The following is an 18,220-nucleotide window of genomic DNA, read 5'->3' as shown; positions in this document are numbered from 1 at the left end:
GTCTCGTCTGTCGTCCCGTCAGGCGCCGGTGACGCCCCAATCATCGTAGATCGCCTTCAGCCGTGCATTGGCCGGATGCATGAGCGATCGGTTCAGATACGTCTGAATACGCGGAATGTGACGCAGGTATTGCGGCTTGCCGTCACGCTCGTGCAGCCGCACGAACAACCCCAGAAGCTTGGTCGCGCGCTGGGCCGCCATGATGGCATATTGCGCGGCGTGCATCTCTGCATCGAAAGCCGGGTCGATGTCCTGCGCCTCTTCCAGGTAGGCGGCCGAAACCGCCTCTTCCAGCTCCAGCGGCATGTCCACGCGCGCATCCTGTGCCAGCGAGGCGAGGTCATAGGCGACCGGCCCGATCATGGCGTCCTGGAAATCCAGGAGGCCGATCCGTGCGGACCCGGTCTCTGCGGACTGCCACAGGATGTTCGGCGAATGGAAATCGCGCATCACCAGGCCGCGCCGGGCGCCTTCGAGCTCGTCGAACGTGGTCGACCAGGCGGCGCGGAACGCGTCCCGCTTCGTATCGGGGATGGGCTCGCCGTGCTGGCGGGGCCAGTACCAGTCGGCCAGAAGCTCCACTTCGATGGACATGGCCGGACGGTCGAAAGGCGGGATCGTCCAGGCAAAGCCGTGCCGCGTCTCGATCGGCGCGATGAAGTCCTCGGCGTGCAGGCGCGCCAGCGCGCGGGCGCTGGCCTCGTAGCGGGCTGGGATCGGCACGCCGTCCGGGGTGACGATCCCCTCTACGCCGAGATCGCTGAGAAGGACGAGCCCGGCAGGCACGTCGGCCGCCAGGATACGCGGCGCGGTGAAGCCGCGCGCGGAAAGCTCTTCCGCGATGGCGACGAAGGGGCGGACGTCACGCGCGATATGGGCGATTTCGGTATAGGCGCGGCCGTCGCGGATCGCCGGGCCCGGAGGCTGCGCCGGCGCGTCCATCAGCACCATGGATCGGCCTTCATGCGTGGCGCGCTCGTAGCGGCGCATGCTGGCATCGGCGGGAAAGGGCATGCGGTGCGCGCCGTCGAAGCCGGCATCCACCAGAAACTGGCGGATCGCCAGGCTACGCGCCAGCCGAACCGCCAGCTCGGGCGTCGGAGACAGGGTAGCGTCGCGTCCGCCGTCCGGGGCGATGCGCAGGGCGATCGTCAGGCTTGCCTCTTCCAGCACCTGGCGCGCCCTTTCGGGCCACTCCACCAGCACGATCCCGGTTTCGGCGGCTTCCTCGAAGCCGAGCTCGTCCAGCTCGCTGTCGTCGGCCAGGCGATACAGGTCGAAATGCGTCACCTTGGGCGCCGTCTCGTAGGTCTGCGTCAGCGTGTAGGTGGGCGAGGGAACCTCCAGTTCCGGCTCGCCCGCCAACTGGCGGATCAGCGCCCGCGCCAACGTCGTCTTGCCGGCGCCGAGGTCTCCGGTCATCGCCACGACGTCGCCGGTACGCAGGACGGCCGCCAGATCCTGCGCGAAGGCATGGGTGGCGGCTTCGTCCGGCAGGTGGACGGTCAGGCCGGGTTCTACTGTCACCATCAACGCGCGGCCTCATGCAATTTCGGGAAACGACAGGTCACCACGGTTCCTGCGCCGGCGCTTGAGGTAATCTCGACCTCGCCCTGATGCAACTCGACGAAGCTCTTGACGATGGACAGGCCCAGCCCGGCGCCGGACTTGCGGGCCCCTGCCGCGTTCTGCTCGAAGCGCTCGAACGCCTTGGTCACGGTTTCCGGCGACATGCCCGGCCCCTCGTCGGTTACGGAAAAGAGCGTATCGGTGCCGTCGCGCCGCACCGTCAGCCGAACCACCCCTCCGGCCGGAGAGAAGTTCACCGCGTTGGACAGAAGGTTGAACAATATCTGCACCACGCGTTTGCCATCGGCGCGGAAGGTGCTGCCCGCCGCCGAAAGGTCGGTCTCGATCTCGATATCGCCCTGCCGCGTCCTGTCTTCGACCGCCTCGATGGCCTGCTCGACCGTGCGCGCGATGTCGACGTCCGACAGGTCGAGCTGCAGCGTGCCGGCATCGATGGAGGCAAGATCCAGGATATCGTTGACGATGGTCATCAGCGCGCGTGTGGAGGTGATGATGTAATCCAGATATTCGCTCTGGCGCTCCGTCAGCGGGCCGGTATCGAGCGATCGCAGCAGCGCCGAGAAGCCGATGATGTTGGTCAGCGGCGAGCGCAATTCGTAACTGACATGCTGGACGAAGTCGTTCTTCAGGCGGTCGGCCTCTTCCAGCGCCTCGTTGCGCTCGCGCAGCATGCGCTCGGCCTGGCGCGCCACCGACACGTCGGAGAAGGTCAGCATGGTCTGGCCGTTGGGCAGCGGCACGATGCCGTAGCTCTGGGTGCGGCCGTCCTCCAGTTCGAATTCGCCGCTTTCCGTCAAGCGCGCACCCTCGTCGAAGGCCGTCACGGCATTGGCGAAAAGCTCCCAGGACGGCGATCCCGCCACACCCTTGCGCAGCGGGAAGGGCGTCGCCTTGGCAAAGGAGCGGATATGCGGCTTGGCGGCCAGGAAATCGCGCGACAGGCCCCACATTTCCGCGAAGGTCGGGTTGGACAGGCGCAGCCGGCCATCCTGGCCGAACACGGCGACCGCTTCTTTCAGATAGTCGAGCGTTTCGCCCTGCAGGCGGACCAGCGAGTTGAGGCGGCTTTCGAGCTGGAACTTCTCGGTCAGGTCTTCGAAAACCCATGTCGCGCCGCCCTGCGGCTCCGGGCTTGCGAAGACGCGCAGCGTGCGTCCGTCGGCCAGATGCCAGAGCGCGTCGGTGGGGCGCGTGGCGCGGTAGGCGGCCAGGATCTCGTCCTTCAAGTCGCGCAGCGGCCTGTCTTCCGGCATGATGCCGCGCGTGCGCAACTGGTCCATGATGGCGACATGGTCGGGCTTGCCGTCCAGATAGGATTCCGAAAGGTCGAAGAGCTTCTGGAACTCGGCATTGTGGTAGATCAGAAGGGTTTTGGCGTCGAAGCGCGCCACCGCCGTCGTCAGATGGTCGAGCGTTTCGGAGTGGCTGCGCAACGTGGCCTTCAATTCGCGGCGCACCGCCTCGACCGCGGAAACGTCCGAGGCAAGGCCGGCCGAGCCAAGCGGGCCTGCCGCCTCGATGACATCGAAATTGCGCCTGTCGCCTTCCACCACCGCGGTCAGGCCGCCGCGGAACACGCCTGTTCCGGCAACCGATTGGGCGATTGCGGCGCGATCCTGCGCGTTGAAGAACTCGACCTGTCGGTCCACCGTCTCGTCGACGCTGTCCGCCTCGACGCTGCGGGCGAAGGCCGTATTCACCCACACCAGCACGCCGCTGCGCGCGCGCAGCCACATGGGGGTGGGCGCGGCATCGAACAGGCTTTGCATCGTCTCGATCGTGGCGGTGGTGCGCTGGCGCTCTATGCGCAGCGTCGCCAGTTCCTCGCGCATGCCGGACAGGGGCGTGAAGCGCACGACGGCAAGGGCGCCCACCGTACGCCCGGCCACTTCCAGCGGCCGGCCGTTGGCCAGCTCGACTTCGCGGCGGAAGCTTTCCGCGCTGGCGCGCAGCCGATCGATCTCGCGCTCCAGCGCCATCGCATCATAGGCCGGCATCCAGTCCCGGAACGACAGGAAGGCGGCGGCTTCACGCGGGGCTTCGTATTCCCGGGGGAGGCTGCCCAGCACCTCGGGCGTGTCGCGTCCGGCAAAGGCCACGATGCGCTGGTCGGTTGCGGCAATGATGCCGGCACGGATGTCGGCCAGGCCCTGTGCGTCGGCGAGCTCTCCGCGCAGCCTGTCCGCATCGGCCATAAGGCGGGCGCGCTGGCGCATGTGCCAGACGGCGATCAACAGGGCGCCGGCCAGGAAAAGGGCGGCAACCGCAAGCGCGAGAATCATCTCCGGGCTGGCGGAACCCGCCAGTTGTCCCGCCTGCGTTTCACCCTGCATCCGGATTCCCCTCGAGCGTCCCCGCCGGGGCGCGCGCCCCGGCTCGATTCGCCCAAGTCTAGAGCGTCATGCAGGCAGATGGAATCGCTTCCGTGGCCTGCCCGCCAACGAATGCGTCAGTAGCGGTAATGCTCGGCCTTGTAGGGGCCCTGCGGCGATACGCCGATATAGTCGGCCTGCTCGCCGCTCAACTCGGTCAGGCGTGCGCCCAGCTTGCCGAGATGCAGCCGCGCCACCTTCTCGTCGAGGTGCTTGGGCAGCACATAGACTTCGTTGGCGTAGGCGTTGCCCTTGGTGAACAGCTCGATCTGCGCCAGCGTCTGGTTGGTGAAGGAAGCCGACATGACGAAGGACGGGTGGCCCGTCGCGTTGCCGAGATTGAGCAGGCGCCCCTCGGACAGGAGGATGATGCGCTTGCCGTCGGCAAACTCGATCAGGTCGACCTGCGGCTTGACGTTCGTCCACTTCAGGTTCCGCAGCGCGCCAACCTGGATCTCGTTGTCGAAGTGGCCGATATTGCCGACGATGCACATGTCCTTGAAGGCGCGCATGTGCTCCAGCCGGACGACGTCCTTGTTGCCGGTGGTGGTGATGACGATGTCGGCCGTCGGCGCGGCGTCTTCCAGTGTCACGACCTCGAAGCCATCCATCGCGGCCTGCAAGGCGCAGATCGGGTCGACTTCCGTCACCTTCACGCGCGCTCCGGCGCCGGCCAGCGACGCGGCGGAACCCTTGCCCACATCGCCATAGCCGCAGACCACGGCCACCTTGCCGGCCATCATCACGTCGGTGCCGCGGCGGATGCCGTCGACCAGCGATTCCTTGCAGCCATACTTGTTGTCGAACTTCGACTTGGTGACGCTGTCGTTCACGTTGATGGCGGGGAACGGCAGCAGCCCCTTCTTCTGCAGCTGGTACAGCCGGTTGACGCCCGTGGTCGTCTCTTCGGTGACGCCACGGATGGCATCGCGCTGACGCGTGAAGAAGCCCGGCGTCGCCTGCATGCGCTTGGCGATCTGGCGGAAGAGGATCTCTTCCTCTTCGTTGCCGGGGTTGGACAACACGTCGTCGCCCGCTTCGGCGCGCGCGCCGATCAGGATGTACATCGTGGCGTCGCCGCCATCGTCGAGGATCATGTTGGAGGGCTGGCCATCCGGCCACTGGAAGATGCGGTCGGTGTACTCCCAGTACTCCTCCAGGCTCTCTCCCTTCACGGCGAAGACCGGCGTACCCGTTGCCGCGATGGCGGCCGCCGCGTGATCCTGGGTGGAGAAGATGTTGCACGACGCCCAGCGCACGTCGGCCCCCAGCGCCTGCAGCGTCTCGATGAGCACGCCCGTCTGGATCGTCATGTGCAGCGAGCCGGAGATGCGCGCGCCCTTGAGCGGCTTGTCGGTGCCGAACTCGTCGCGGCAAGCCATCAGGCCCGGCATTTCGGTTTCGGCGATGGTGAGTTCCTTGCGGCCCCAGTCGGCCAGGGCGATGTCGCGGACGACGTAGTCTTGTGCGGTCATGACGGAAAATCCCGTTCCGGAGCCTCGATTGGCGACCGATCTACCAGAAGGCCGCCGCAGCGCACAAGGTGGATATAAACTTTTCCTTATGTCCTGCCGTAGCGGTCGGTCGACAGGTCGTCGCTCCGGATGTCGGTGCTTCGACCGCTGACGATATCGGCCAGAAGCCGCGCCGAACCGCAGCTCATCGTCCAGCCGAGTGTGCCGTGACCGGTGTTCAGGAAGAGGTTGCCCACCGCGGTCTTGCCGATGATCGGCGTGCCATCCGGCGTCATCGGGCGCAGGCCCGACCAGAAGCTGGCTGCCGACAGGTCGCCGCCGGGGAAGAGGTCGCTGACGGAATGTTCCAGCGTACGCCGCCGCGCCTGCGGCAGGGCGTTGTTGTATCCGGAAATCTCGGCCATGCCACCGACGCGGATCCGGTCGCCCAGCCGCGTGAGGGCGATCTTGTAGGTTTCGTCCATCACGGTCGATTCGGGGGCCAGCGCCGCGTCGCGGATGGGGATGGTCAGCGAATAGCCCTTTACCGGATAGACGGGGATGCGGATGCCGAGCGGGCGCACCATGAAGGGCGAGAAGCTGCCCAGCGCCACGACGACCGCGTCGAAGGCCTCGGTCTGCCCATCGACGACGACGCCCGTGGCCCGGCCGCCCTGTTCCACGATCCGCTCGACCGTGCAGCCGAAGCGGAACGAGATTCCGGCAGCCTCGGCCATGGTGGCAAGGGCGTTGGTGAACTTGAAGCAGTCTCCGGTTTCGTCCTGCGGCGTCCGCAGGCCACCGGCGATCTTGCCCCGCACGCGGGCCAGCGCGGGCTCGGCGGCAACGCAGCCATCCGCATCCAGAACCTCGTAGGGGATGCCATCGGCGGCCAGCGCTTTGACGTCCTTGGCCGAGGCGTCCACCTGCATCTGCGTCCGGAACAGTTGCAGGGTGCCGCGCTGGCGGGCATCGTAGGCAATGCCCGTCTCGGCCCGCAGCGCCGTCAGGCACTCGCGGCTGTAGTCGGCGACGCGCAGCATGCGGCCCTTGTTGCGGGCGTAGGCGGCAGCCGTGCAGTTGGACAGCATCTGCGCCATCCAGCCCAGCATCGCGGCATCGGGCTTCGGCCGCAGGATCAGCGGGGCATGCTCCATCATCAGCCACTTCATCGCCTTGACGGGAATGCCGGGCGCGGCCCAGGGCGAAGAGTAGCCGAAGGAGACCTGACCGGCATTGGCGAAACTGGTTTCCAGCGCCGGACCCTTCTCGCGGTCGAACAGCGACACCTCGTGGCCGGCCTTGCCGAGATACCAGGCCGATGTGACGCCGACGACGCCGCCACCCAGAACTGCAACCTTCATGCGACGGCTCCCTTGCCGGTGTCATCGCGATAGACCCGCGTGAAGCGCGTGCCCAGCGACGTCAGGATTTCATAGGATATGGTGCCGGCATCCACGGCAACCCGTTCGAGGTTGCGGTGCAGGCCCAACAATTCGACCCTGTCGCCCGGGGCCAGCGCGGGAGCTGCCGCCGCATCGAGGATGATGCTGTCCATCGACACCCGCCCGGCAAAGGGCAGTTCATGACCGCCGAACCAGGCTGCCCCCTTGTTGCCGAGGCTGCGATGCCACCCGTCCGCATAGCCCACCGGGATCGTGGCAAGGCGCATCGGGCCGTTGGCATGGCGGCTGAAACCGTAGCCGATGCCGGCACCGGCCGGCACGGTGCGGATTTGCGCCACCGGCGCTTCCACAGTCGCCACCGGTTTCATCGGGTTCGGCCGACCGGGGATGGGCGCGCCGCCATAGAGCGCGATACCGGGCCGGACGAGATCGAAGCGATACGCCTCTCCAAGGAAGACCCCGGCCGAATTGGCAAGCGACCGGCGCGCCGCGGGCAGGCGTTCCGACAGGGCCCGGAAATTTTCGAGCTGCATCGCGTTGGCCGGGTTGTCCGGCTCGTCCCCGCAGGCGAGATGGCTCATGAACAATGTGACGTCGAGGCCGTCGAACGCCGTGGCATCGGCGGCGAGCGCCTGGACCTCTTCCGGCGGCATGCCGAGGCGCGACATGCCGGTATCGGCCTGCAGCGCGGCTGGCAGGCGCTGCCCCAGGCGGTGGGCAAGGGCGCGCCAGGCATCGAACTGCGGGCGCGAATTGAGAACGGGAATGATCCGTTGCTCAGCGCACAGCGCTTCAAGCCCCGGTTGCACCCCATTCAGCACGAGAAGCTCGGCATCGCCGGGCAAAGCCGCGCGCAGGGCGAGCGCTTCCGCCAGTTGGGCAACGAAGAATGTCCGGCACCCTTCTTCGTACAGGGTGGGCACGATCCGCGCGGCCCCCAGGCCATAGGCGTCGGCCTTGACGATACCGGCCACGGCGGCGCCGCCGGCGGCCGTGCAGAGGGTGCGATAATTCGACCGGATGGCGGCAAGATCGATCGTCAGGATGCCGGCGCCTGCCATGGCCAGCGGTGGACTGCCGGTTGAGCTGCTGAAGTGCATGACGTTCGGCCCGTTTGTCCCGATCTTCCACGCTGACGCGCGCTACGGAAAGAATGGCCGAATGATTGTCGAATGTTTGCGCTTATGAGAAAAGGAAAGACGAATATTTGCTCGTCCGTCGCATAAAACTCGAAAGGCTCGCAAGAATTTGCATGACCTCGATCGTATAGACCGGGCCATTATCCGCGCCTTGCGGCAGGATGGACGACAGACCAATTCCGCGCTGGCGGAAAAGGTCGGCCTATCGCAGTCGGCCTGCCTTCGGCGGGTGCAGATTCTGGAAGATCGGAAGGTGATCCGTGGCTACACCGCGCTGGTGTCCGGGCCGGCGGCCGCGGATGCGCATGTGGTGATCGTGCGGATCAGCCTGGAGCGGCAGACGGAAGACGTCTTGAACCGCTTCGAGGCCGAGGTGCTGAAGCATCCCGAAATCCGCGAATGCTATCTGATGACGGGCGAAGAGGATTATCTGTTGCGGCTCGAAGTCGCCGGTGCGGGCGATTACGAGCGTGTCCACAAGGAAATCCTGTCGCGCCTGCCGGGGGTGTTGCGAATCAACTCCAGTTTCGCGATCCGCAGCGTCCTTTAGCGTCAGTGCACTTGCTTCAGTGGCGGCCGCATGCGGCCGCCACCGGATTGCCGGCCTATTCCTTTACCGCACCCGTCATCGACGAGACGTAGTAATCGACGAAGAAGGAATAGAGGATCACCACCGGCAGCGAGCCGATCAGCGCGCCGGCCATCAGCGAACCCCATTCATAGACGTCGCCGCGCACCAGCTCCGTCAGAACGCCGACCGGTACGGTCTTGTTCTCGGACGACTGGATGAAGGTCAGGGCGTAGATGAACTCGTTCCACGACAGGGTGAAGGCGAAGATGCCGGCCGAGATGAGACCGGGGATCGCCAGCGGCAGCACGATCTTGGTCAGGATCTGCCATCGTGTGGCGCCGTCCACCAGCGCGCTCTCCTCGAGCTCGAAGGGGATCGACCGGAAGTAGCCCATCAGCAGCCAGGTGCAGAAGGGGATCAGGAAGGTCGGGTAGGTCAGGATCAGCGCCAGCCGGGTGTCGAAGATGCCGGCCTGGAAGACGATGAAGGCCAGCGGAATGAACAGGATGGACGGTGGCACCAGATAGGCCAGGAAGATCGACAGGCCGGCGACGCGCGCGCCGCTGAAGCGTACCCGCTCGATGGCGTAGGCGGCGAAGACGGCGGCCCCCAGCGACAGGAAGGTGGAGGCCACCGAAACGATGATCGTGTTCCACAGCCAGCCCGGATAGGACGTCTCGAACAACAGATAGCGGATGTGGTCCAGCGTCGGCTTGACCACCCAGAACGGGCTGTAGGTATTGTAGTCGGTGAGCTGCTCGTTCGGCTTTATGGCGGTGATCGTCATCCAGTAGAAGGGAAACAGCAGGACGAAAAGGAACACCGCCAGGGGCAGGTAGATCACCAGGATCCGGCGGGCCAGCGTGTCGTGATGCGACATGCCGACGATGTCGTCGATGACTGGGGCGGGTTGGGTCGTATCGGTCATTGTCGGTGCCTCAATCGTTGCCGCCCTGCTGCCACTTGCGGCGCTGCAGGCCGAAGAAGCTGAACAGGATCGCTGCGAGCAGGAAGGGGATCATGGCGACGGCGATGGCCGCGCCTTCGCCGAGCTGGCCGCCCGGTATGCCGCGCTGGAAGGACAGCGTCGCCATGAGGTGCGTCGCATTGACGGGGCCGCCGCGCGTCAGCACGTAGATCAACTGGAAATCGGTAAAGGTGAACAGGACCGAGAAGGTCATGACGACGGCGATGATGGGCGTCAGCAACGGCAGGGTGACGCTGCGGAACCGCTGCCAGGATGTCGCGCCGTCCAGCGCCGCCGCCTCGTGCAGCGATTGCGGAATGGTCTGCAGGCCGGCGAGAAGCGAGATCGCCACGAAGGGAATGCCGCGCCAGACATTGGCCGCGATCACCGAAGCGCGCGCCGTGTTGGGATCGCCGAGGAAGTTGATGGGCGTGTCGATCAGCCCCCACTGCATCAGCACCCAGGAAATGATCGAAAACTGGCTGTCGAAGATCCACCAGAAGGCCAGCGCCGACAGCACGGTCGGGACCACCCATGGCAGAAGGATGATGGCTCGGAACAGGTTCTTGAAGGGCAGGTGCTCGTTCAGGATGATGGCAAGCCAGAGGCCAAGCCCGAACTTCAGCACCGATGCGACGGTGGTGTAGAGTATGGTGTTGAAGACCGACATCCAGAAGACGCTGTCGTCGAACAGCCACAGGTAGTTTTCCAGGCCGATGAAGACGCCCGGCCTTCCGATCTGCGTATCCGTGAAGCCGAGCCAGACGCCCAGGAACAGGGGATAGGTCAGAAAGCAGATCAGAAAGACCGCTGCCGGCAGCATGAACAGAAGGCCGAGGCCGTTCCGGCTTTGCGACAGGCGGTCGAGGAAGGAGGGCTTAGGCGCGCTCTCGATGCTGGACATGGATCGTTTCCCCGAAGGATGGGCCGGGCGGAAGGCCGGGCCCGCCTTGAAGGCGGACCCGGCGATACCCCATGCAGGCTTTAGCGGTAGTAGCGGCTGGCGCGGCGTTCGGCGTTGCGCATCGCATCTTCCGGCGAGCGCTGGCCGGTGACGGCCTCGGCGAACATGTCCACCAGCACGTAGTCGGCCATGGCGCCGGCCGATGCGGAGCCGAGCGGGCCGGCATAGCCGTTCGGGCGCAGGCTGGCCGAGGCGCGCGAGTAGGGGGCGTGGATCGGGTTGGAGGTCCACACCGGGTTGCTCTCGTAGGCGCGCAGCGGCTGGCAGCAATAGGCGTTGGCGCCCTGCACCCAGGCGTTCATCTGGTCATTGCCGTAGATGAACTTCAGGTAGGCCTTCGCCGCCTCCGGATATTGCGTGTGGGAGAAGATCGACATGGTCGAGGCCTGGTGCAGCTCGACCGATTCTCCGACAGGCCCGATGGGCAGGTTCACCGAGCGCATGTCGGCGGCAAGCTCGGCCAGCGCCGGGTCCTTCAGGGCCGCATAGTACATCGACACGCCGTTCGCCGTCAGGGACACCTGGCCGGCCAGGAAGGCGCGGTTGTTGTTGACGTCCAGCCAGCTTTCGGTGCCGGGGATGAAGGTCTTGTACAGCTCCTGCGCATACTGGATCGCGGCCAGCGTCTCCGGGCTGTTGATGGTGACCGCGCCGGACTCGTCGACCATCTTGCCGCCATGGCTCCACAGCAGCCAGTGCGCGTAGTTGTTGCCATCGCCCACGGCCTTGCCGTGCGGGAAGCCGGCCGGCGTACCCTTGGCCTGCAATGCCTTGCAGAGTTCGAGGAAGCCGGCGGTATCTTCCGGAAATTCGCTGAAGCCGGCGGCCTTCATGTGGCTGTCGCGGTAGCAGATCGCGTTGCCGATGGCGCAGAGCGGCAGGGCGATGAACTTGCCGTCGCGCTTGGCGTAGCCTTCGAGGCCCGGATACCAGCCGCCGTCGCGCGCGCCGAGATACTCGCCAAGCTCGGTCAGGTCGAGCAGCTTGTCCGGATATTGCTGCGGATCGTCGAACCAACTCATGACCATGTCGGGGCCGGAACCGACATTGGCGGCCACCGCCGCCTTCGGGCGGACGTCTTCCCAGCTTTCCTTGTCGATCCGCACCTGGACGCCGGTTGCGTCGGTGAAGGCCTTGGTGTTGGCCAGGAAGGCCTCTTCCTCGGCCGGTACGAAGGGAACCCAGCGCAGGACGCGCAGGGAAGCGCCGGCTTCCGGCGTGTAGGTGGGTTCCGCGGCCTGTGCGAAGGCGTTGTTGATACCAAAGCGACCGCCGAGGGCCGCGCCGGCGGCGATGCCGGCGGTGCCGGCAAGGACGTTTCTGCGCGTGAGCTTCATGGGTTTTGTTCCTCCCTGCGTTTCCCCGGGACTTATCCTCGTGCCGCGCCCATCCCGGATCCTGCGCGGCGAACGGATCAGTCGACGAGGCGTTGGCCGCTCTTTGCGTCGAACAGGTGAATGGCGTTCGGGTCGATCGCGACGTGGATCGTCTCTCCCGGCGCAACGGTGACGCGCTCGCGGAAGACGCAGCTGACCTCGGACTGGCCCAGCTTCGCCACGACCTGGCTTTCGTAGCCTGTCGGCTCGATCACCACGACCTGCAGTGGCACGCCGGAAGCGGACAGCGTCAACGCCTCCGGGCGCATTCCGTAGACGAGGTCCTTGCCCTGGGCCGATGCCGGCGGCCGGCCCACCGGCAGCACCGTGCCATCGCCGGTCACGAAGCGGGTCGGATCGTTGGGGTCGAGCCGGCCGGATACCATGTTCATGGCCGGGGAGCCGATGAAGCCGGCGACGAACAGGTTGGCCGGCTTGTCGTAGAGGTCGAGCGGCTTGCCGACCTGCTCCACGATGCCGTCATGCATGACGACGATCTTGTCGGCCATGGTCATGGCCTCGATCTGGTCGTGGGTCACATAGACCGTGGTCGTCGTCAGGCGCTGATGAAGGTTCTTGATCTCGGCGCGCATCGACACGCGCAATTTGGCGTCGAGGTTGGACAGCGGCTCGTCGAACAGGAAGACCTGCGGATCGCGTACGATGGCGCGTCCCATGGCCACGCGCTGGCGCTGGCCGCCCGATAGCTGGCGCGGGAAGCGGTCCAGAAGATGCGACAGCCCCAGGATCTGCGCCGCAGGCTTGACGCGGCTTTCGATCTCGCTGGCCGGCGCGCCCTTGAGCTTGAGCGAGAAGGCCATGTTGTCGCCCACCGTCATGTGGGGATACAGCGCGTAGTTCTGGAACACCATGGCGATGTCCCTGTCCTTGGGCGGCAGATCGTTGACAACCTTGTTGCCGATGCGGATTTCGCCCGAGGTGATATGTTCCAGCCCCGCCAGCATGCGCAGGAGGGTGGATTTGCCGCAGCCGGACGGACCGACAAGGATGACGAACTCGCCATCCTCGATGTCGATGTTGACGCCCTTGATGACTGGGTGGGCGCCGTAGTTCTTGCGCACATCGACGATATCGACAGATGCCATTCTTGCTCCTCCCGCAAGCGCGCCGCCTCTCTCCCGCGGCGCGGTTTGCCTTTAATTCGGGCTCCCGTCAGCCGCGGCCGACGAAGGGCATCCTGTTGGCCATGACGGTCATGGTCAGCACGTTGGCGCTCAAAGGCAGGCTGGCCATGTAGCGGACGGCCTCGCCCACCAGTTTCGGGTCGATGGTTGCTTCCGCTGCCGTGCTGCCGTCCGCCTGCAGCACGCCCTTGGAAATGGTAGTCGTCATCTCGCTGGCGGCATTGCCGACATCGATCTGCCCGCAGGCGATGTCGAAAGCCCGGCCCTCCAGCGAAGTCGCCTTGGTAAGCCCGGTGATCGCGTGCTTGGTGGCCGCATAGGGCGCCGAATTCGGGCGCGGCGTCGTGGCCGAGATGGAGCCGTTGTTGACGATGCGTCCGCCTTGCGGCGACTGCGCCTTGAACTGCCTTACGGCGGCCTGCGTGCACAGGAAGGCGCCCGTCAGATTGGCCGCAACCACGGTGTTCCACTCGTCGAAGGCGACATCCTCCAACACTTTCGAAGGGGCGTTGACCCCGGCATTGTTGACCAGCAGGTCGAGACGCCCGAACCGCTCGACGACGGTGTCGAACAGGGCCTTCACGTCGGCAGGCCGGGAAATGTCCGCCGCCACGGCGGTGACCGCGCCGCTGGCGGACAGCTCCGCGGCGGCCGCCTCCAGGACGTCCTTGCGGCGTCCGGTGATGACCACGGTGAAGCCCGCTTCCGCGAGTTCGCGGCTGATGGCCTTGCCGATGCCCGTTCCGCCGCCGGTGACGATGGCGACCTTGCCTTCGCCGGTCCTGTCATTGCTCATTGCGATGCCCTTGTCGTGTCTTGCCTTGTCGTCTCGTTCCGCCTGCCGATTCAGGCCGCGATGCGCCCGCCGAGCTCGTCATCGATATGCGCCCGGATGATCGCGTCGAAATCGGTTTCGGCGGTGAAGCCGAGTTCGCGCGCGCGGCGCGCCTCGAAATTGGTGGCCCAGCCGGCAACGATACGCTGGATCGTCTCGTCCGGCTCGTGGCGGATCAGCCGCACGGCCTTGTCGCCGGCGACGCGGCGCAGCGCCTCGATCTCTTCGCCGACGGTCGCCGACAGGCCGGGCATCGTCAGGTTGATGCGGGGGCCGACCGGCGCAAGATCCATCGTGGCGGCATGGATGAAGAAGCCGACGGCCGAGCGCGGGCTGGCAAACCAGTGCCGGACGCTTTCGTCCACCGGCAGGACGGCTTCCTGCCCGGCAAGCGGCTCGCGCAGGATGTTGGAGAAGAAGCCCGAGGCCGCCTTATTGGGCGTGCCGGGGCGGATGCAGATCGTGGGCAGGCGGATGCCGATGCCCGACAGGAACCCCTTGCGGGAATAATCCGCCAGGAGAAGCTCGCCGATGGCCTTTTGCGTGCCGTAGCTGGTGAGCGGATAGAGTGCGAAATCCTCTGCGATCGTCTCGGCGAAAGGCGCGCCGTAGACCGCGATGGACGAGGCATACACGACACGCGGCTTGTAGGGCTGCTTCATGCCCTCGTGGCGGATCGCCTCCAGCAAGGCGTGCGTGCCGGTCTGGTTGACGCGGTAGCCCTTGTCGAAATCGGCTTCCGCCTCGCCCGACACGACGGCGGCCAGATGGATGATGAGGTCCGGCCGGCCGGCGATGAGCCGTTCCGCCACGCCCGCCTCGGAAAGATCCACGGCCTCGCCGGTTGCGACGCCGGCAAGCTGCGCGGGCGCCGCAGGCTTCACCACGTCGACCAGCGTCAGCTTGTCGATGGCGGCGCCCAGCGCCTCGGGCTCTGCGGCCACCTTGTCCAGTATCTTGCGACCGACCATTCCGGCCGCCCCGATCATCAGTACATGCATTGCGCCTGCTTCCATTCATGACCCGGGACGCCGATTGCCCGGAACCTCAAGACAGTAGGAAGGGGAAAAGCTACGACGTGTGACGTTGAACGGCCCTCAGGCCGAAACCCCGCAGTCCGCCGGCATGCGCATGACGCTCATGAAAGCCTCCCCCGATCGGCCATTCCGGGTTTCCGGAGCGGCCGCAGAACCAGAATTTCGTATGGGAGCCGGCGTCCGGCTTCCGTTTCCTGCGCCATCTTTTTGGCAGCGCTTGCGTTACGCCTACCGAATTGCGATCACTCTGCCAAGCGCATTCTGGCAGCGCTGCCAAAAAAAGTATGACGATTTCGTGCGGCCCGAACCGGACGCTCGTCGCATGGGATGCAGGGCCGGTGCATCCCACCCCGGGGGGAGGGGTTCCGACATGAAGGATCGTCGCGGGCAACCGGCGGACCTGTCCGCCGTGACGCTTCGGGAAGTGAGCCGCGAAGCGGGCGTCGGCGCCAGCACGGTATCACGCGTCCTGCGCAATCAGGGGTCCTTTTCGGCCAGGACGCGGGACCGCGTGCTGCAGGCCGTGGAGAAGCTCGGCTATGTGCCGAACCGGTTGGCGGGCGCACTCGCATCGGCCGGGTCGAACCTTGTTGGGATCGTCATTCCGTCGCTGCACAATGTCGTCTTCCCCGATCTTCTGCGCGGGGTCACGCGCCAGCTCGACCGCACGGGCCAGCAGGCCGTGATCGGCGTGAGCGAGTATTCGATCGAAAGGGAAGAGGCGCTGGTGGCCTCCATGCTGGCGTGGCGGCCCTCGGCGCTGCTGCTGGTGGGGCTGGAGCACACGGATCGCACGCGCCAGATGCTGGATGCCGCCCATATCCGCGTGGCGGAACTGCTGGATCTCGACGGAGAGGGCGTGGACATCGTCGTCGGATTCTCGCACCGGGAGGCGGGGCGCGCCTGCGCACGGCACCTTCTGGAGCGCGGTTACCGGAAGATCGCCTATATCGGCCGCGATTTCGCCAGCGACCGGCGCAGCGCCAAGCGCTGTGCCGGCTTCCGCGAGATCCTTCGCGAGGCGGGACTGGATCTTGTCGCCATCCGTGAAGTGGTGGGAGAATCGTCCACCGAACTCGGCCGCACGGCCCTGGCGTCGCTTCTTGCGGAGCGCGTGCCCATGGACGCGGTGTTCTGCTCGAACGACGATTATGCGGTCGGTGCGCTGTTCCACTGCATGGCGTACGGTATCGACGTGCCGGGGCAATTGGCGATCATGGGCTACAACGGGCTCGACATCGGCCGGGCGGCGCCGCTGCCATTGGCCACCGTGCTGACGCCGCGTGTCGAGGTCGGCGAGATCGCGGCGCAGAAGGTGTTTTCCAGCGAGCCCTCGCAGCGTCTGGAAGTGTCCTTCACCATCGTTCCGGGGGCAACTGCCTGACGATCACGGCGCGATCACGCCGATGAGAGCAACCTTTGCATCCATTGCGCATTGACGGTCGGCGCTACCATCGACGACGGGCGATGGCCGCCTTTCGGAGATGCGATCGATGACCGAGCTTGCAGCATCCATGCCGGCGCAGCGCCCCCGCTCGCGGTCCGTTCGGGCCCTGGGGGCCGTCAACTTCTTTCTGGCCGACGTGCGTGACGGGCTTGGGCCTTTCCTCGGCATATTCCTGATCGGGCGCGGCTGGGACACGGCCACGATCGGCCTCGTCATGACGGTCGGCGGCATCGCCGGAATGCTGGCGACCACGCCTCTCGGCGCACTTGCGGACGCCACGAAGGCCAAGCGGTTCATGATCGGGTTCTGCGCCGCCCTGGTGATCTTCGCCTCGCTCGCCATCCTGATCGCACCCGGCTTCGCCTTCGTCACCGCATCGCAGATCGCAACCGGCATAGCCGGCGCCGCCATAGGCCCGGCCATTGCAGGGCTGACGCTCGGCATCGTGCGGCAGGACGGGCTGGCCGCGCAGCTTGGCCGGAACGAGGCGTGGAACCATGCCGGCAACGTCGCCGCAGCCGCCGGCGCCGGCTTCTTTGGCTACGAGTTCGGCGTCACTGCCGTATTCATTCTGATGACGGTGATGGCGGTGGGCTCGATCATCGCGGTTGCGACCATTCGGCCGGCCGATATCGACCATGACGTCGCCCGCGGGCTGGAAAAGCGCCAGGATGGCGACGAAGAGAAGCCGTCCGGCTTCGGCGTCCTGTGGAAGTCCACTCCGCTGCTGATTCTGGCTGCGACGCTGATGCTCTTCCACTTCGGCAATGGCGCCATGCTTCCGCTGCTGGGCCAGCAGGTTGCCGCACAGGCCATCGCAGGCGAGAGCACCCCGGAAGGCGAAAGCACGGTTGCCGTCCCGCCGGGCCAGGCCACGGCCGGCCGCCCCGCCGCCGAACCCGTCAGGCAGCATTCGACCCTGGATGCGCTGCTGGCCGATCCCGTCTCCTATACGGCGGCCACCGTCATCATCGCGCAGCTGACGATGATCCCCATCGCGTTGCTGGCTGCCGCGGTGGCCGGACGGCGCGGGTATTACCTGCTTCTGGTGGCGGCGCTTATCGCCCTGCCGATACGCGGGCTGATCGCCGGCCTGTGGCCCAGCCCCTTCGCGCTCGTGCCGGTGCAGATACTGGATGGGGTGGGGGCCGGCCTTTTGGGTGTCGCCGTTCCCGGCCTCGTGGCGCGCATCCTGCGCGGCACCGGCCATATCAACGCCGGCCTGGGAGCGGTGATGACGGTCCAGGGAATCGGAGCCTCCCTCAGCCCCGCCATTGCAGGCGCGATCGTTTCCGCCTACGGATTCTCGGCTGCCTATCTAACCCTGGCCGGATTTGCCGTCTGCGGTCTCGTCCTGTGGATCGTCTGCGCATCGCGCGTTTCCGCCGCCTGTTCGGGAAATTCTGAAGTCCGATGACGCAACTCGTCTCGCCCGGCCTCCTGCCGATCCTGCTTCTGGTCTGTTCCAACGTCTTCATGACCTTCGCGTGGTACGGCCATCTGAAATTCGAGAACAAGCCGCTGCTGGCCGTCATCCTGGTCAGCTGGGGCATCGCCTTCTTCGAGTATTGCCTCGCCGTTCCCGCAAACCGCTACGGTTCGCACGTCTATTCGGCGGCGGAGCTGAAGACGATGCAGGAGGTGATAACCCTCGCCGTCTTCGCGATATTCTCGGTCACCTATCTCGGCGAGCGCCTGACGCTGAACCATCTGGTCGGCTTCGGTTTCATCGCGCTCGGAGCCTTCTTCATCTTCAAGGGTCCGCTGCGCTTCTAGGGCCGGGCCTGCGGGGCTTGAAAAAGCGGCCGGAACTGGCCATCTTCGGTTCCGGTTGCTGGCACCCGCCGCCCGCGGGCCCGAAATCGGGCCTCAGGTGAAGTCCAGCCTCACTTGCGATCCATCGGTGTCATCTCCGGG

The 18,220-nt window shown here is 66.0% G+C and carries 15 protein-coding genes; 4 read left to right on the top strand and 11 right to left on the bottom strand.

Annotated elements, in window-relative coordinates; all coding sequences use genetic code 11:
* Positions 1-18 precede the first annotated feature (18 nt).
* From tsaE to alr, 5 genes are all read right to left on the bottom strand, one after another.
* Positions 19-1,530 (bottom strand): tRNA (adenosine(37)-N6)-threonylcarbamoyltransferase complex ATPase subunit type 1 TsaE, encoded by a 1,512-nt coding sequence (gene tsaE, locus AUL31_RS15835; RefSeq protein ID WP_060608847.1) that lies wholly within the window; start codon positions 1,528-1,530, stop codon positions 19-21.
* Positions 1,530-3,923 (bottom strand): sensor histidine kinase, encoded by a 2,394-nt coding sequence (locus AUL31_RS15830; RefSeq protein WP_060608843.1) that lies wholly within the window; start codon positions 3,921-3,923, stop codon positions 1,530-1,532. The genes tsaE and AUL31_RS15830 overlap by 1 nt, the downstream gene beginning before the upstream one ends.
* A 116-nt stretch (positions 3,924-4,039) precedes the next feature.
* Positions 4,040-5,437, bottom strand: coding sequence for an adenosylhomocysteinase (ahcY, locus tag AUL31_RS15825; RefSeq protein ID WP_060608840.1), 1,398 nt, complete (start codon positions 5,435-5,437; stop codon positions 4,040-4,042).
* A gap of 86 nt (positions 5,438-5,523) precedes the next feature.
* Entirely contained in the window at positions 5,524-6,780 is a 1,257-nt protein-coding gene (locus tag AUL31_RS15820) for a D-amino acid dehydrogenase (protein WP_060608837.1), read from the bottom strand.
* The gene (gene alr / locus AUL31_RS15815) at positions 6,777-7,922 is read right to left on the bottom strand and encodes an alanine racemase (RefSeq protein WP_060608834.1); all 1,146 of its coding nucleotides are present in this window, start codon (positions 7,920-7,922) and stop codon (positions 6,777-6,779) included. Before alr ends, AUL31_RS15820 begins: the two co-directional genes overlap by 4 nt.
* Before the next feature lie 148 nt (positions 7,923-8,070).
* Between alr and AUL31_RS15810 the strand changes: the two genes are divergently transcribed.
* On the top strand, positions 8,071-8,511 hold the full coding sequence (locus tag AUL31_RS15810; RefSeq protein ID WP_060608831.1) for an Lrp/AsnC family transcriptional regulator: 441 nt from the start codon (positions 8,071-8,073) through the stop codon (positions 8,509-8,511).
* Positions 8,512-8,566: 55 nt separating this feature from the next.
* On the opposite strand, the gene AUL31_RS15805 is transcribed toward AUL31_RS15810, so the two are convergent.
* The 6 genes from AUL31_RS15805 to denD form a co-directional block, all read right to left on the bottom strand.
* Positions 8,567-9,460 carry a carbohydrate ABC transporter permease gene (locus AUL31_RS15805; RefSeq protein WP_060608827.1) on the bottom strand — a complete coding sequence of 298 codons (894 nt, stop codon included), beginning with the start codon at positions 9,458-9,460 and terminating at the stop codon, positions 8,567-8,569.
* A gap of 10 nt (positions 9,461-9,470) precedes the next feature.
* Entirely contained in the window at positions 9,471-10,403 is a 933-nt protein-coding gene (locus tag AUL31_RS15800; protein ID WP_060608824.1) for a carbohydrate ABC transporter permease, read from the bottom strand.
* Between the two features lie 80 nt (positions 10,404-10,483).
* A complete protein-coding gene (locus tag AUL31_RS15795) occupies positions 10,484-11,800 on the bottom strand; it encodes an ABC transporter substrate-binding protein (protein WP_060608819.1) in 1,317 nt (438 codons plus the stop codon).
* 77 nt (positions 11,801-11,877) lie between these two features.
* Positions 11,878-12,945 (bottom strand): ABC transporter ATP-binding protein, encoded by a 1,068-nt coding sequence (locus AUL31_RS15790; protein ID WP_060608814.1) that lies wholly within the window; start codon positions 12,943-12,945, stop codon positions 11,878-11,880.
* Positions 12,946-13,012: 67 nt separating this feature from the next.
* Positions 13,013-13,780 (bottom strand): SDR family oxidoreductase, encoded by a 768-nt coding sequence (locus AUL31_RS15785; protein ID WP_060608812.1) that lies wholly within the window; start codon positions 13,778-13,780, stop codon positions 13,013-13,015.
* Positions 13,781-13,830: 50 nt separating this feature from the next.
* Complete coding sequence (gene denD, locus AUL31_RS15780; protein ID WP_060608810.1) at positions 13,831-14,820, bottom strand: D-erythronate dehydrogenase; 990 nt, start codon at positions 14,818-14,820, stop codon at positions 13,831-13,833.
* A 406-nt stretch (positions 14,821-15,226) separates the two neighbouring features.
* Here denD and AUL31_RS15775 point away from each other — a divergent pair, with 406 nt between their 5' ends.
* From AUL31_RS15775 to AUL31_RS15765, 3 genes are all read left to right on the top strand, one after another.
* Positions 15,227-16,240, top strand: a complete 1,014-nt coding sequence (locus tag AUL31_RS15775) for a LacI family DNA-binding transcriptional regulator (protein ID WP_060608807.1) — start codon at positions 15,227-15,229, stop codon at positions 16,238-16,240.
* A 109-nt stretch (positions 16,241-16,349) separates the two neighbouring features.
* The gene (locus AUL31_RS15770; protein WP_192842531.1) at positions 16,350-17,720 is read left to right on the top strand and encodes an MFS transporter; all 1,371 of its coding nucleotides are present in this window, start codon (positions 16,350-16,352) and stop codon (positions 17,718-17,720) included.
* A complete protein-coding gene (locus tag AUL31_RS15765) occupies positions 17,717-18,079 on the top strand; it encodes a DMT family protein (protein ID WP_060608801.1) in 363 nt (120 codons plus the stop codon). Before AUL31_RS15770 ends, AUL31_RS15765 begins: the two co-directional genes overlap by 4 nt.
* The last annotated feature ends 141 nt before the right edge of the window (positions 18,080-18,220 follow it).

This window comes from Aureimonas altamirensis, assembly GCF_001463885.1.
Lineage (GTDB): Bacteria > Pseudomonadota > Alphaproteobacteria > Rhizobiales > Rhizobiaceae > Aureimonas > Aureimonas altamirensis.
The sequence above is the reverse complement of the archived record's forward strand: the minus strand, read 5'-3'. Positions and strand labels throughout refer to the sequence as shown.